Here is a 15,355-nt window from a genome sequence, read left to right as displayed (position 1 = left end):
CCTGAAAAACAAATGAATAAATAAATATGCCAAAAAAAAGAAAATATATAAGTCATAAAAATGATCTGAAACTCATGGAGATTGGAAGGATCATCATGCGTTTCATGAATGGAAACTCATCTAAGATCTATAATTATAAACAAATCGCGGACGGGATAGATTATAAAAATCCCAGACAGAGAGAGCTTGTCATACAGGCATTGCACAAACTATTGGCTTCTGAAAAAATAAAAGAAGTTGAAAAAGGAAAATATATTGTGAATCTTCAGATTACGGGGACGTTGACGGGCGTTATTGATTTTAATCAAACCGGGAATGCCTATGTAAGTGTGGAAGGTCTTGAAGATGATATCTTCATCCACTCCCGAAATGTGAAAGATGCGCTGCAGGGTGATAAAGTTTTGATTGTAACCTACCATTACAAAGGTAAAAAACTGGAAGGCTCGGTTCTGGAAGTCCTGGAAAGGGCCAGAACTGAATTTGTAGGAACATTTCAGGTTATCAACCATAAAGATTTCGGATTTGTAGTCTGCGACAAAAAAACGATAAACACAGACATATTCATCCCGAAAACGAAATTCAATGGTGCACAGAACGGCGATAAGGTCGTTGTAAAAATGACGGAATGGAAACCGGGAGACAAGAATCCTGAAGGTGAGATCATACAGGTTCTGGGAGCTCCGGGAGAGCATGAAACCGAGATACACTCTATTCTTGCAGAATATGGCCTGCCTTATGAATTTCCTGAAGAAGTGGAAAGAGATGCTGATAAAATCGACCGCAGGATCACTCCTGAAGAAGTTGCCAAAAGATGGGATATGCGTGATGTATGTACCTTTACAATAGATCCTAAAGATGCCAAAGACTTCGATGATGCTCTTTCCATCAGAAAGCTGGAAAACGGTAACTGGGAGATCGGGGTTCACATTGCTGACGTGTCCCATTATGTGGTTCCCGGAACTATTTTGGACGACGAAGCCTATCAAAGGGCAACCTCTGTCTACCTGGTAGACCGTGTGGTTCCCATGCTGCCTGAGGTTTTAAGTAATGATGTCTGTTCACTCAGGCCCCATGAAGACAAATACACCTTCTCAGCGGTTTTTGAGATGAATGATAATGCCGAGATACAAAAACAATGGTTCGGAAGAACAGTGATCCATTCCGACAGAAGATTTACTTATGAAGAAGCCCAGGAACGTATTGAAACAGGACAGGGAGACCTCGCAGAAGAGATCCTGACATTGGACAGGCTAGCTAAAATCATGCGTGAACAACGTATCCGTAAAGGAGCAATTACATTTGACAGAAGTGAGGTAAGATTCAATCTTGATGAAAATAATGAGCCGATAGGCGTTTATTTTAAGATCAGCAAAGATTCTAACCACCTGATCGAAGAATTTATGCTTTTAGCCAATAAAAAGGTTTCCGAATTTGTTTCATTGACAAGGAAAGGAGAGATCACCAACAATACCTTCATCTACAGGGTTCATGATGATCCGGATCCTGCCAAACTGGAAGCTTTGAGAGATTTTGTCTCAACCTTCGGATATAAAATGAATCTGGCTAATACCAAAAAAGTTGCCGAATCCCTGAATAAATTGCTTCATGATGTAAAAGGCAAGGGAGAAGAAAATATGATAGAAACCCTGGCCATGAGGAGTATGAGTAAAGCAATTTATTCTACAGAACCTATCGGGCATTATGGTCTTGGTTTTGAATATTATACGCATTTCACCTCCCCTATCCGCCGTTATCCCGATCTGATCGCCCATCGTTTGCTTCAGCATTATCTTGATGGCGGAAAGTCACCGAATAAAAATGAACTGGAAGAAAAAGCTAAACATTGCAGCGCCATGGAAAGACTGGCCGCGGATGCTGAAAGAGATTCCATCAAATTCATGCAGGTGAAATTCATGGAAAAGCATGTGGGGGAAACCTTTACCGGCGTGATCTCCGGAGTAGCGGAATTTGGCTTCTGGGTAGAGATTCCGGAAAACGGCGCGGAAGGATTAATAAAATTAAGAGATTTGGTAGATGATTCCTATGTGTATGAGCCAAAACATCATGCAGTCTACGGGATAAGGACCGGCAAAAAGTATCAGCTGGGAGATGAGGTACGGATTGAAGTAGTGAAAGCCAATTTGATCCAGAAACAGCTGGACTTTAAGATTGTTAATCCTGCTGACAGACAGGACCAATAAAATATGTTTTTAACAGTATTGTGATCAGGATACTTAATACAGGATTAATCTTATTGGTTTCTGGTTATTAATATCGTATTTTGCACTGCTGTTAACAAGTTATGGGTAAAAGTTATCAGGATCTGAGAGCAGACATAATATCTTTCATTCTGTGATTTTCTGATTATGCATGTCAGAATTTACGGCAATGAAGTTACCCGTACTTTAAAAAAGGAATTTTTGGGTTAAAAATCCGAAAAGATCATAAATTTGTTACTAATGATAATTGTATAGACAAATAATGTTTGAACTTATACTTTCTGCCATTATATTAGGGTTCATGTTAAGCCTGGTTTTTATAGGACCTATTTTTTTCCTGTTAATTGAAACCAGCTTTTCCCGCGGCCCGCGCCATGCCCTGGCATTGGATTTGGGAGTGATTTCAGCAGATCTGCTGTGTATTATGGCAGCCTATTATGCAAGTGCAGACATTGTAACGCTGATAGATAAGCATCCAGGCTTTTACAGGATTACCTCCATACTTATTTTTGTTTACGGAATCGTCATGATGGTTACCAAAACAAAAATGCATATACCCGGTGAAGAAAGGTTCATTAATCAAAACTATATTAAAACGTTCTTTAACGGGTTTTTCTTCAATCTTTTGAATGTAGGGGTTATTCTTTTCTGGCTGGTAACCGTGATTTCCGTGAGAAACCAGTATCCTGACACCGGCAACTTTATCCTTTATATCGGAATTGTGATCGCTACCTACCTGTGTATCGATCTCGCTAAAATATTTCTGGCAAAACAGTTCCATGATAAACTGACTCAGAAACTGGCTAATAAAATCAGAAGAATTGTTGGTGGAATCCTTATCCTGTTCAGTTTCTTTATCTTTTTACAAAGCTTTAAAAAATTCAATCAATTTGATAAAAAATTAGAAGAAGCGGAAAAAACAGAAATAAAATATCAAAAAGACAAATGAGAAAAAGTATCCCAAAACCCCTGAAAAAGGGTGATAAAATTGCTGTCATATCCCCTGCGGGAGCCGTGGAAACCTCCCAACTGGAGAAAGGAATTGAGATGATCAGGGCCAAAGGCTACGAACCTGTTTTAGGCAGACATCTTTACGCCAGATTTTCAAACGGGTACTCCTATGCAGGGACAGAAAAAGAAAGGCTGCAGGATATCAACTGGGCTTTAAATGATAACGAAATCTCCGCAATATGGGCTTCCAGAGGAGGATACGGATGTCAGCATCTGATACAACATTTGAAACTGAAAAATTTTAAGGAAAATCCGAAATGGTATATCGGGTATTCAGACAACACGGTCATCCAAAGTTACTTATTAAAAAAAGGCTTTGCATCCATTCATGGGCAGACCATTAAAACCTCCGGTTTCGGGGTTACAGATGAGAGTTATGAACTTATTTTTGATATTCTGTCAGGGAAAGCCCCAGAATATATTCTGAAAGCGCATCAGCTCAATAAAAAAGGTAATGCGGATGGGGAACTTGTAGGAGGTAATTTAGCTCTCATCTATGCCTTACTGGGAACCAGATACTCTTTTGAATTCAAAGATAGAATATTATTTATCGAGGATATCGGTGAAAACTTTTATGCCCTGGACAGAATGATCATGAGTCTTGAGCTTGCGGGGGTCTTCAATAAGATCAAGGGGCTTATTGTTGGAGGAATGACTAATATGGGAGATGAAAAAGAAAATAAAAATTATGAAGAAAGCTTTGACGATATGGCCTGCCAACTGATATCAGAAAGGATCTCAAAATATGAATTTCCTGTAATCTTTGGTTTTCCTAACGGGCATATAAAAGACAACAGACCTTTGATCATTGGCGGAAATATTAAAATGACGACAGGGAATAAAGTTGAAGTCCGTTTTGAAGATTTAAGGGTCTGACTTCTGAAAATATAAAAAGATGGCTTCTCATAATGAGTTCGGTAAAAAAGCGGAAGATCTCGCAGCGGAATATCTGCTGAACAACGGCTATAAAATCCTTATCAGGAATTTCCGTTTTCAGAAAGCAGAAATTGATATTCTGGCCGAAAAAGATAATTCGATTATTGCCGTGGAAGTGAAAGCACGTTCAACGGATGTTTTCATGCTGCCGCAGGAAGCGGTGACAAAAAATAAGATAAAATTGATTGTTTCTGCGGCCAACCATTATCTCGAAGAATTTAACAGGAATGATGAAATAAGATTCGATATCATATCAGTGCTTCCCGGCGACAACGGAAATATGATTATCGAGCACATTCCCAATGCTTTTGATGCATTTGACGCCAATTGAAATAAAGATAATATTCAATACCCGGGCAACCGATAATTGCTTATAGATATCAGTCCCGGGACTAAACTTTTAAATGGTATGAAAACAATATTTATCACCGGAGCTACTTCCGGGATCGGAAAAGCAACAGCGGAACTGCTTGCCAGACAAGGTAACAGGATCATTATTTGTGGAAGAAGAAGTGAGGTTTTGGAAGCATTGAAAACTGAGCTGTCCGCATTTGCTGAAATATTGAGTTTACAATTTGATGTAAGAAACCTCAGCCAGGTAGAAGAAGCGATCGGCTCGCTTCCTGAAGAATGGAAAAATATAGATGTTCTGATCAATAATGCCGGAAATGCGCATGGCCTGGACCCTCTTTCCGCAGGAAAAACTGATGACTGGGATTCTATGATCGATGGAAATGTCAAAGGGCTTTTATACGTTTCTAAAATGATAATTCCTTTGATGAAAAAGAATAATTCCGGCCATATTGTAAATATCAGTTCTGTGGCGGCAAGGCAAACCTATGCCAATGGTGTAGTTTACTGTGCAACGAAAAGAGCGGTGGATGTCATCTCCGAAGGCATGAGGCTTGAGCTTACGGAATTTGGAATTAAAGTGACCAATATCCAGCCGGGAGCTGTGGAAACGGATTTTTCTCTGGTGCGCTTTAAAGGAGACAGTGAAAGGGCATCAACTGTATATGCAGGATATGAGGCATTGAAAGCCGAAGATATTGCAGATGCTATCGCTTATTGTGTGAATGCTCCAAAACATGTTACCGTTTCCGATATGACAATTTATCCGAGCGCTCAGAGTGAGCCGAGAACAATTTACAGAAAATAGTTCCGGAATAAGGATTAAATTTGCAGGGAAATCTGGCTCTGTCACTTTGTAATTAAATAAAAAATGAAAATTTTATATCTAGAAACCTCCTCTAAGAACTGCTCCGTAGCCATTTCGGATAATGAGAAGCTCTTATGCCTGTGTGAAGAAGTTTCGGAAAACTACAAGCAGTCTGAAAGTCTGCATACATTTGTTGAATGGGCCCTGGAAGGAGCAGGGATTTCCCTGAAAGATATTGAAGCTGTCTCTTTGGGAAAAGGCCCGGGTTCATATACGGGATTAAGGATCGGCGCAGCATCTGCCAAAGGCTTCTGTTACGGACTAAAAGTACCACTGGTTGCCGTAAACTCATTGGAAAGTATGAAAGAGCCTTTTTTAGGCCTTAACTATGATTATATAGTTCCATTGATCGATGCAAGAAGAATGGAGGTTTATACAGCCGTTTATGACGGTAATACAGGCCGTGAAGTATCTGAAACCGAAGCGAAAATTTTAGATGAAGGCTCTTTTGAAGAATTTAAAGACAAGAAAATATTATTTATAGGAGACGGTGCAAAGAAGGCAAAAGATATTTTGAGGCTTTCCAATGCTGATTTTAAGGAAGACGTCTACCCTTCTGCCCGTTATCTGATCAATAAAACACTTGAAAAGATTGACAGGAAAGAATTTGAAGATACGGCTTATTTTGAGCCTTTTTATCTGAAAGACTTTCATGGAGTGAAGAAAAAGAAAAGCGAAGAATGATCTTCGCTTTTTATTTTATTTCGGCTTTGCCGGTATATTTCCAGGAGTTGAATTTGGTGGATTTGACGGAGCCTGCTGTACATTGTTGCTGCCAGGTTTCTTAGGCTGGCTGTTGATCTGTTGGCTTTGGCCGGGCTTTTCCGTAAGATTATTGACCGGGTTCTGAATAATATTATTGTTAGGCTGTTTCCCCGGCTGTTGCGGAACGTTCCCACCAGGATTCTGTGTAACAGGATTGCCTTTGTTATCCGTTGCCTGGAAAGTCAGGTCACTTTTAAGATAATTAAGCATTTCCTTAGCCTTTAATCCTTCCGGGGTTTTAGAGTAATTTAAAGCTATCTGTTCCAGCTGAAGGATCATTACCTCTTTCCCACTCGACTTTCCGGCATTAAAAGCATTTAGTAGGTATAATTTCGGAATCAGGGCATCCTTCGGGTATTTCTGTATGGCCTGATCCAGGATATCTTTACTTTCGCTGAACTTCTCAGATTCAAACAAGGCGTAGGCCTTAATGTATTCATTTTCCACATCCACGGAAGATTTTACGAAAGTATTACTCTTCGGATTCCTTGCAAACTCCGCATAAGATGTGTATGGATAATCAGTGAGCAGGATTTGTTTGGCTCTTTCTGCAGCTTGAGGGTTTTTCTCATAATTCATGGCAAAAATCTCATACAGAGCCTGCAGCATTACCTTTTCTTCAGGTTTTACATCTACCAGATCATACAAAGTTTTTGTCGCTAGAGGTGTATTGGTAAAATAATTCTGATACATGACTCCCAGCCCCAGTGAAGCCGTATCCCTGTCCTTTTTTAATTGGCTTAGCTTGGTAGCATCCGTAGGAATCTGTTCGATATAATAGGCCGGCTCAAAACGTCGGGGATTAGGTGCCGAGGTCACTCCCAGCGCTTCATTTTTCATGTCTTCAATGGTGGCCATTTTCTTCGAATAACGCCAGTTATCGGCCAGTGCGCGGTCTCCCCATACCTGTTTGAAGGAAGAGCTTCCTCTGCTTATCGTATTGGTATTGGCAAAATAAAACCCTTTGGTGGTCACTCCGAAATCTTCAAAAGAATTGCCGCTGTTGGCAAAAATAGAATTAGCGCTGTAATCACCGGTATCAAACCCTTTGTTTCTTTCTGCCCGTCTCCTCTCCAGCTCCTCTTTTTCCTCCTTAGCCTTCAGTTTGGCGATATATTTGGAGAAAAACTCTTTTTTCTGTGCGTCATCCATTTTAGCCAGTGCCAGGATACTGTCATTTTTTTTGATCAAATAATAGTTCCTGGAGATTTTTTTAATATAGGAAGACTGGTCCTGTAAAAGAACTTTTGAAGGTTCATAGGTCATCACGGCAAGTGCGGAATCATAATAGGCCCCTGCCCCGATGTAATCATTTTTTTCCAGGTAGCTTTTCCCGATCTCGTAATACGCAAGACCACGAATCTGCGGATCGGAGACTTTTTCCCTTAGGGACTGTCTGAAGAATTTTTGGGCATCATCCTTTTTTCCGGCTTTATTGGCCATTAGCCCCAAAGCATAATAAAATTCATTTTTTCTTGAAGCATATGTGCCCTTATTGCTTATTTTTTCCAGATATTCCCTGGCTCCGTTATAATCTCCCCTTCCGTTGAATGTTTTGGCAATTTCTATCTGGGATTTTACCTCAAATTCAAAATCATTGGCATATTTGTATGCGGCCAGGAAACTTTCTCTCGCCCTTTCATTCTGGCCAAGGTTTTCCAGGACCTGGCCTCTTAAAAAGGCGATTCTGCTTTTCAGCTTTCTGTTTGAATTTAGTTCAAAAGCCCTATCGAGCTCCTTTACCGCCTCTTCTTTCTTGCCGGCATCCAAAAGGGATTCGGAATAATAAATGCTCAATAATTTATCATAGTTTTTATCAATGCCTTCGGCTTTGATCTTGGCAAAGACTTCATGGGCCTTATGGTAATCTTTCAGCTGGTTATAGGCCAGCCCCTGATATACTCTTGCCAGCGGAGCCCTTTTATCATCCTTCATATGAGTGAAGACGTAGTTCAATGCATCAAGAGCTTCCAAAGCTTTATTCTGGTAGATCCTTGACTGTACTAAAATCATATAGGCATCAAAAATTTGCTTGTTTTTTTCCTCACCGTTTTTGATAACCGAATATTTATTAATGGCTTTTAGCGCTTTCGCTTCTGCAATTTCCAGCGTGGTTGCGCCCTTACCTGCGGGCTGGTTGGGATCCTCGGAAATATTACCGTTATTAGGATCCGAAGGAGGATTTCCCGGCATGCCCGGTGGCATTCCCGGAGCACTTCTTCCACTGTTTTTATTGGCGGGAGGTCTGTTCACTTCTGCCATTTTCATGGAATTTTCAGCAAAAGCGGCAGACTGGCCAAGATCACTTCCTAAAGGCTGGTCTTCATAGGTGAGAATAGGAATATACGGAGCATAAAAATTGTCCTTATGCGCCTTGTCTCTGGTCTCAAATTCAGTATTCAATGCATCTTTCGCATTAAAAAGAGTATTGTAATATGTGGAAAATCCTTTCATAAATTTGGAACGTTGCTCCGGCCTCTTGGTCTTGGTAGCACAGGAAGCAACGATACAAACTGTTAAAAGGAATAAAATATTCTTTTTCATTATTTCAATATAACTAGCTAATCTGCTTTTTATTATGAGCAGTTTGATAATTTTGTAAAAATAATAAAATTTATATTGAAAATTATTTATATTTCTTTGAGAATTTTGTAAACAAGGTGCGTGGGAAGACCCATAATGGTATAAAAACTTCCTGCCATTCTTCTGATTTTGGCCATGCCCAGCCACTCCTGTATGCCATAGCTTCCTGCCTTGTCATAAGGTCGGCAGGTACGGATGTAGTATTCAATCTCATCATGAGTAATTTCATCAAACTCTACTTCTGCAACATCAGTTTCCGTGAATGTTTTTTCGAAGGTTTTTATTGTAATACCGGTGTAGACCTGATGAGCTCTTCCTGACAATTTCCGGAGCATATTCCTTGCATCCTCTTCGTTTACAGGCTTTCCAAGAATCTGATTGTCAATGGCTACAATGGTATCTGCTGTCAGAAGGACTTCATCCTCCTTCAGGGGCCCGAACGTATCTGCTTTCAGCAGAGACAGATATGCTGCTGCCTCCCCTATTTTAATATATTCAGGTAAGATCTCCTCACAATCAATTCTTACCACCTCGAAATGAAAGCCTAAACCGGCGAGAAGCTCTTTTCTCCTGGGAGACTGCGATGCTAAAAGTAATTTCATTATACAGATTGCGTATTATCGTCATGCCATTTCCCCTGCACTTTCATCACCTGCTCTATCACATCCCGTACTGCTCCGCTTCCACCCTGCTTTGGGGAGATGTAGTCGGCAATGCCCTTGATTTCGGCCACGGCGTTTTCCGGGCAGGCAGCAATGGCTGAATTTTCCATGATATGAAGATCCGGAATGTCATCCCCCATCGTCAGGATTTCTTCATTTTTAAGATTATATTTCATCTTAAAGTCTTCAAAATCAGTCATCTTATCATGGGATTTCGGATAATAATCCTGAATACCCAGATAATTGATCCTGTGCTTTACCATTTCATCGTTTCCACCAGTGATCACTCCTATTAAATAATTGTTTTTCAGTGCCTTAACTACTGCGTAACCGTCCAGCACGTTCATTACCCTGCACATATTCCCTCCGGGAAGAAGGTAGACACTTCCGTCTGTGAAAACGCCGTCCACATCAAATACAAAGGCTTTTATATTTTTTAACTTCTCTTTATAGCTCATACATTTTCCTGATAGAATGATTCATTGTTTTATAAATTTCAAGACTTTCATCTTTCAATAGCTGTTCATGCAGCTGTAAAATCCTTATGTCATTTCTTACTGCCGGGCCGGTTTGTGCCGATTTAGGTTCCATTTCATGAATTTTCCGGACAGTTTCATCAATTAACGGCAGAAAATAATCAAACGGGATCTGTTGTGAATCTGAAATTTCCTTAGCTTTTGAAAAGAGGTGATTTACAAAATTGCATGCGAAAACAGCGGTCAGATGGATATATTTCCTTTTTTCATAGCTGCTTTCCATTACATGTTCCGAAATTTTAGATGCAATTTCCCATAAAGTCCTTTTATCCTCTTCCCTTTCGGCTTCAATAAAAAAGGGAATCTTTTCATAATCCAGTGCTTTGGATTTAGAAAAGGTCTGTAAGGGGTAAAGACTGGCTTTTCTGTAATCCCCTTTTAAAATCTCCTTCGGAAGAGAGCCTGAGGTGTGAACTACCAGAGCATCCTTTTTGGTGATCACTGCAGAAACGTCTTCCACGGAATTATCACTTACACAGATCAGATACAGGTCTGCATCCTGTAAATGCTTCGTAGAATACGGAACGTTTATTTCCCCGGAGATCCTGTTCAATTCCTTTTCGTTCCTCCCGAATATTTGCGCTAAAGGAATGTTTTTCACGGTAAAAGCTTTTGCCATGTGATAGGCAACATTTCCGGAACCGATAATTACAATTTGCATGTAACAAAGATAAGATTTTATGATATTTGGACTAAAAAATTGAAGAAGTAATTTAACTTTTAGATATTTTTGTAATCCAAAACAATGAAAGCATCTTATGAAGATTAAGGACGCAGAAATCATTTTGATGATGCAAAACCCGCGAACACAGGAAAAGGGTGTTCGTGCGCTGATGGATGCTTATCAAAGTAGATTGTACTGGCACATAAGAAGAATTATTGTGGACGGAGATCTTGCACAGGATACCCTGCAGGAAACATTTATAAAAGCTTATCAGAATTTTCATCAGTTCAAAAACGACAGCCAGTTATATACATGGCTTTACAGAATTGCTACCAATGAGGCATTGCAGCAGGTAAATAAGATGAAAAAAATGCAGAAAACTGATGAGGACGCCGAATACCATATGCAGAATCTTGTGGCCGACAATACAGAAGGAGATGCAGAAGAAATACAGATTTTACTACAGAACGCCATACAAAGCCTGCCCGAAAAGCAGAAACTGGTATTTATGATGCGGTATTATGATGATTTGCCCTATGAAGAGATCTCAAAAATCGTTGACATGTCAGTAGGGACATTAAAAACAAATTATCATTATGCCAAGCAAAAAATAGAAGAGTATATCAAAGAAAATTACGAGCGATAATTTTTTGAGAAAAAAGAAATGAAAGAATTTGATATAGAGAAATTAGAACGTAAAAATATTTACAAAGTCCCTGATCATTTGTTTGAAAATATTCAGGAAAGAGTAATGAATGACCTGAGAAGTGGCAAAAAAGCCCCGGTATTTAAATTAAACTGGGCGTATGCCATAGCGGCGTCATTAGTTTTAATCTTTGGTGTTACTTTTATTTTTAATTCTGATAATGGCACCTCGAAAGATCAAGGCCCTACACAGCAAACGCTTGTGAATAATCAGGAACCCAAAACAGAAAGTGAAGTTGCTTATGAGACTTTAAAATCTGATTTAACTTCTGTTGAAAATAATAATCAAATAGTTGAAAATCAAAATAATAATAAAGTGTCTCAGAGCAATGAAGAAAAAAAGGTGGCCACACCACAGCGGGTAACGCCTGTATCAAAACAGGAAGAAGTTCAAATGAATGAATACCTGGATTCCTTCTCTAATTCTGAAATTGCAGAATTGGCCAATAATTCAACTCAGGACGTTTATTTGGATTTGTATAATTAAAAAAGAAAGATGAAAAAGATATTATTTACGCTTTTTATTATTTATGGTTTCGGCTTAAATGCCCAAAGGACGGATTACGACTGGAAAAAGATGGACCCTAAACAAAGAAAAGAGGTAATAAACAATCTTTCTCCTGAAGAAAGAAAAGAGCTTCTTAAGAAGTTTAGGAATAATATGGTGATGGATAATCTGGATATAGATCCGAAAGATAAAGCTGAATTTACCCAGGTATATGATGAATATCTGGAAAGCCAGAAGCAGATAAAAAGCCAGTTTAATTCAAATTTTGATCCTGAATCCTTATCCGATGAAGAGGCTAAACAGAAACTTCAGCAAAGTTTTGAAATAGGCCAGAAACTATTGGATAACAGAAAAAAATACGCTGATAAAATGCAGCAGGTGATTCCTTGCCAAAAAGTCTTGAAGCTGTTTCAGTCTGAGGGAATGATGAGAGATAAAATGAATGAAAGAAAGCCTCAGAAAAATACTTCAAGGCCCAGACAAAACCCATAATAGTTTATTTTTTTAATGTTGGACGACTCTCACAAACCTTTTGTGAGAGTCGTTTAATTTAAGTTTATTATTTTTACCAAAAATAAAACAATGAAAAAAATATTATTCCTATTAATATTTTCCACTTCGCTTATTGCCCAGAAAATTGAATTTATTGCACTTCAGGATAATATAAAGGATAAAAGGGGATTAATAAAATCTTTAACTTTGATGGATAGCAGGCCCGATAAAGAGATTGGGCAATTGGCTTTTAAGGACAGTTCGGTGCAAATTAAATTCCGGAGTGATGATTTAAAAAGTTATGTGGAAAACTGGTTTTCAGAATATAATGAGGAAAAGGGAAATTCAGATATTATTCTGATGTTAGAGGAACTAAAAGTGTATGATGAGCAGGATAAAGATCAGAAACATGCTTTTGGAAAGGTAAAAATTAAAATATCGAGTTTTTTAAAGAGAAATGACAGGTATTATTTTATCAATCGTTTTGAGAACGTAATTGTCTCCGATCCCAAAAGAACGTCAAATATGCCGAGATACTTGGCGCATACGATCTCTGAAGTTCTGACGGCATTCATAAAATCGTCTTTCACCACTACTGTTTCAGGGCAATATATTCCTGAGAATGAGATTAATAATTATGATGACTATTTAACTAAATATAATATCGCTTATACTGCTTCGGCTTTAAAAGATGGGTATATAAAGATTTTAAAAGCTTTTCATCACAAGAGCCCACATTCGGGTATTATACAGAGAAAAACAGAAAGGGGAATGTTGTAAGAGTGAAATATAAAGATGAGCTAATTCCATTAGGTCAGATTTTTGGATATGTGGAGGAAGGGAAAGCTTATCGTCTCACCCCTGTCGGATTTCTTAAAATGTCAAAAGATGATAAAGGATTCTATATTGTAGCTTCCAGGACAGATCTTTTTTCTCAGCCTCAAACGGGTGGGATGTTCGTTGGAGCAATTGCCGGCGGAGTTGTAGGAGCGCTTATAGGAGCAGCTATTGATTCAGGCAACAATAAAGGGGCAATACCCGGGATTGGATTCATGTCACCTGTATTATCCAATGTTTAATAGATTCATTAACAGGGCTTTACATTTTTGAGCGATAGTTCAGGAGTATAATTAACCTGCCGGGCCTGGACCCCCTTACCGGAAACTATACTTCTTCCCAGGGCATAAAAATTAATACAGTCAGGAGAGGCAATATTGTCCCTCCTTTTTTTTATCTTTGCAAATTACAAGATTCTTAAATGAAAAACATACGAAATTTTTGCATAATCGCTCATATCGACCACGGTAAAAGTACTTTGGCAGATCGTCTTTTGGAATATACCAATACTGTTTCTCAAAGGGAATTGCAGGCACAGACCTTGGATGATATGGATTTGGAGAAAGAACGCGGGATCACCATTAAATCCCACGCCATCCAAATGGATTATGAATATAAAGGAGAAAAATATATCCTGAACCTGATAGATACACCGGGACACGTTGATTTTTCATATGAGGTTTCCCGGTCGATCGCAGCCTGCGAAGGAGCCCTTCTGATTGTTGACGCTGCCCAAAGCATTCAGGCACAGACTATCAGTAATCTTTATCTGGCGCTGGAGAATGATCTTACCATCATTCCGATTCTTAACAAGATCGATCTTCCTTCCGCCAATCCGGAAGAAGTGACAGATGAAATCATGAACCTGTTAGGCTGTGAATATGAAGATGTTTTAAGAGTTTCAGGAAAAACAGGAGAAGGTGTGCATCATTTGCTGGAACAGATTGTTGAAAGGATCCCTGCGCCGGTAGGCGATCCCGAGGCTCCGCTTCAGGCCCTGATCTTTGACTCCGTGTATAACCCTTTCCGGGGAATTGAGGCCTATTTTAAAGTGGTTAACGGAAGCATTAAGAAAGGCCAGAAAGTCAAATTTATGGCAACGGATAAAACTTACGAGGCTGATGAGGTAGGAACACTGAAATTGAAACAGGCCCCGAAATCTGAGATCAAGACCGGAGATGTAGGGTATATCATTTCGGGGATTAAAGATGCGAGGGAAGTAAAAGTGGGAGATACCATTACAACTACTGAGAATCCTGCAGACAAGCCGATCGAAGGTTTTGAAGAAGTAAAGCCAATGGTTTTTGCAGGTATTTATCCTATTGATTCTGAGGATTTTGAAGAGCTTAGATTCTCCCTGGAGAAGCTCAGGTTAAATGATGCTTCTTTGGTTTTTGAACCCGAAAGCTCTGCTGCATTAGGCTTTGGATTCCGATGCGGCTTCCTGGGAATGCTTCATATGGAGATCGTTCAGGAACGTCTTGACAGGGAGTTCAATATGAATGTCATTACCACGGTACCGAACGTTTCTTATCATGGATTTTCCAAAAAAGATCCTGAAACACCAATTTTGATCAACAACCCGTCTGAAATGATGGATCCTTCCATTCTCGACAGGGTGGAAGAGCCGTATATCAAGGCATCAATTATCACAAAGTCTGACTTTGTGGGTGCGGTAATGACCTTATGTATTGAAAAAAGAGGGGAAATTGTCAACCAAAGCTACTTAACATCAGACAGGGTAGAGTTGATTTTTAATATGCCTTTGGCTGAAGTGGTTTTTGATTTTTATGACAGATTAAAGTCAATTTCCAAAGGCTACGCTTCCTTTGATTATCATCCGATCGGTTTCAGAGCTTCCAAGCTTGTGAAAATGGATATTCTGATCAATGGTGATATGGTGGATGCCCTTTCTTCACTGATCCACGAAAGCAACGCGTATAACATCGGTAAAAAGATGTGCGAAAAGCTCCGCGAACTGATCCCCAGACAACAGTTTGATATTGCTGTTCAGGCGGCTTTGGGAACGAAGGTTATAGCTAGGGAGACAATCAAAGCTTTGAGAAAAGATGTTACGGCAAAATGTTACGGAGGGGATATTTCCAGAAAACGTAAGCTATTGGAAAAGCAGAAAGAGGGTAAGAAAAAAATGAAGCAGATCGGAAGGGTGGAAGTTCCTCAATCAGCGTTTATGGCAGTATTGAAGCTTAATGATTAA

General features: G+C 39.4%; 16 protein-coding genes. 12 read left to right on the top strand and 4 right to left on the bottom strand.

Annotation, left to right across the window (positions count from 1 at the left end; all coding sequences use genetic code 11):
• The first annotated feature begins 26 nt into the window (after positions 1-26).
• The 6 genes from rnr (at position 27) to tsaB (ending at position 6,069) form a co-directional block, all read left to right on the top strand.
• The gene (rnr, locus tag ABMQ40_RS09845) at positions 27-2,201 is read left to right on the top strand and encodes a ribonuclease R (RefSeq protein ID WP_370899060.1); all 2,175 of its coding nucleotides are present in this window, start codon (positions 27-29) and stop codon (positions 2,199-2,201) included.
• A gap of 280 nt (positions 2,202-2,481) precedes the next feature.
• Positions 2,482-3,168, top strand: a complete 687-nt coding sequence (locus tag ABMQ40_RS09840; protein WP_370899058.1) for a LysE family translocator — start codon at positions 2,482-2,484, stop codon at positions 3,166-3,168.
• The gene (locus tag ABMQ40_RS09835) at positions 3,165-4,106 is read left to right on the top strand and encodes a S66 peptidase family protein (RefSeq protein ID WP_370899056.1); all 942 of its coding nucleotides are present in this window, start codon (positions 3,165-3,167) and stop codon (positions 4,104-4,106) included. Before ABMQ40_RS09840 ends, ABMQ40_RS09835 begins: the two co-directional genes overlap by 4 nt.
• Before the next feature lie 19 nt (positions 4,107-4,125).
• Positions 4,126-4,497 carry a YraN family protein gene (locus ABMQ40_RS09830; protein WP_370899054.1) on the top strand — a complete coding sequence of 124 codons (372 nt, stop codon included), beginning with the start codon at positions 4,126-4,128 and terminating at the stop codon, positions 4,495-4,497.
• 78 nt (positions 4,498-4,575) lie between these two features.
• Entirely contained in the window at positions 4,576-5,325 is a 750-nt protein-coding gene (locus tag ABMQ40_RS09825; RefSeq protein ID WP_370899052.1) for an SDR family NAD(P)-dependent oxidoreductase, read from the top strand.
• A 63-nt stretch (positions 5,326-5,388) separates the two neighbouring features.
• A complete protein-coding gene (gene tsaB / locus ABMQ40_RS09820; RefSeq protein ID WP_370899050.1) occupies positions 5,389-6,069 on the top strand; it encodes a tRNA (adenosine(37)-N6)-threonylcarbamoyltransferase complex dimerization subunit type 1 TsaB in 681 nt (226 codons plus the stop codon).
• 15 nt (positions 6,070-6,084) lie between these two features.
• Here the strand turns inward: tsaB and porW are convergent, their stop codons facing one another.
• The 4 genes from porW to ABMQ40_RS09800 form a co-directional block, all read right to left on the bottom strand.
• Positions 6,085-8,694 carry a type IX secretion system periplasmic lipoprotein PorW/SprE gene (gene porW, locus ABMQ40_RS09815; protein ID WP_370899048.1) on the bottom strand — a complete coding sequence of 870 codons (2,610 nt, stop codon included), beginning with the start codon at positions 8,692-8,694 and terminating at the stop codon, positions 6,085-6,087.
• 86 nt (positions 8,695-8,780) lie between these two features.
• Complete coding sequence (locus ABMQ40_RS09810; RefSeq protein WP_370899046.1) at positions 8,781-9,335, bottom strand: Maf family protein; 555 nt, start codon at positions 9,333-9,335, stop codon at positions 8,781-8,783.
• Positions 9,335-9,853 carry a KdsC family phosphatase gene (locus ABMQ40_RS09805; protein ID WP_370899044.1) on the bottom strand — a complete coding sequence of 173 codons (519 nt, stop codon included), beginning with the start codon at positions 9,851-9,853 and terminating at the stop codon, positions 9,335-9,337. The genes ABMQ40_RS09810 and ABMQ40_RS09805 overlap by 1 nt, the downstream gene beginning before the upstream one ends.
• Entirely contained in the window at positions 9,843-10,592 is a 750-nt protein-coding gene (locus ABMQ40_RS09800) for a Rossmann-like and DUF2520 domain-containing protein (protein ID WP_370899042.1), read from the bottom strand. Before ABMQ40_RS09800 ends, ABMQ40_RS09805 begins: the two co-directional genes overlap by 11 nt.
• 97 nt (positions 10,593-10,689) lie before the next feature.
• Here ABMQ40_RS09800 and ABMQ40_RS09795 point away from each other — a divergent pair, with 97 nt between their 5' ends.
• The 6 genes from ABMQ40_RS09795 (at position 10,690) to lepA (ending at position 15,355) form a co-directional block, all read left to right on the top strand.
• Positions 10,690-11,241, top strand: coding sequence for an RNA polymerase sigma factor (locus tag ABMQ40_RS09795; RefSeq protein ID WP_370899040.1), 552 nt, complete (start codon positions 10,690-10,692; stop codon positions 11,239-11,241).
• A gap of 18 nt (positions 11,242-11,259) precedes the next feature.
• Positions 11,260-11,787, top strand: coding sequence for a hypothetical protein (locus tag ABMQ40_RS09790; protein WP_370899038.1), 528 nt, complete (start codon positions 11,260-11,262; stop codon positions 11,785-11,787).
• Positions 11,788-11,796: 9 nt separating this feature from the next.
• A complete protein-coding gene (locus tag ABMQ40_RS09785) occupies positions 11,797-12,300 on the top strand; it encodes a hypothetical protein (RefSeq protein ID WP_370899036.1) in 504 nt (167 codons plus the stop codon).
• Positions 12,301-12,390: 90 nt separating this feature from the next.
• On the top strand, positions 12,391-13,080 hold the full coding sequence (locus ABMQ40_RS09780) for a hypothetical protein (protein ID WP_370899034.1): 690 nt from the start codon (positions 12,391-12,393) through the stop codon (positions 13,078-13,080).
• A gap of 2 nt (positions 13,081-13,082) precedes the next feature.
• Complete coding sequence (locus ABMQ40_RS09775; protein ID WP_370899032.1) at positions 13,083-13,379, top strand: hypothetical protein; 297 nt, start codon at positions 13,083-13,085, stop codon at positions 13,377-13,379.
• A 179-nt stretch (positions 13,380-13,558) separates the two neighbouring features.
• Positions 13,559-15,355 (top strand): translation elongation factor 4, encoded by a 1,797-nt coding sequence (gene lepA / locus ABMQ40_RS09770; protein WP_370899030.1) that lies wholly within the window; start codon positions 13,559-13,561, stop codon positions 15,353-15,355.

The organism is Chryseobacterium gossypii (genome assembly GCF_041361455.1).
GTDB classification, from domain to species: domain Bacteria; phylum Bacteroidota; class Bacteroidia; order Flavobacteriales; family Weeksellaceae; genus Chryseobacterium; species Chryseobacterium gossypii.
Note: the sequence above shows the minus strand (reverse complement) of the source record. Positions and strands in the feature narration are given on the sequence as shown.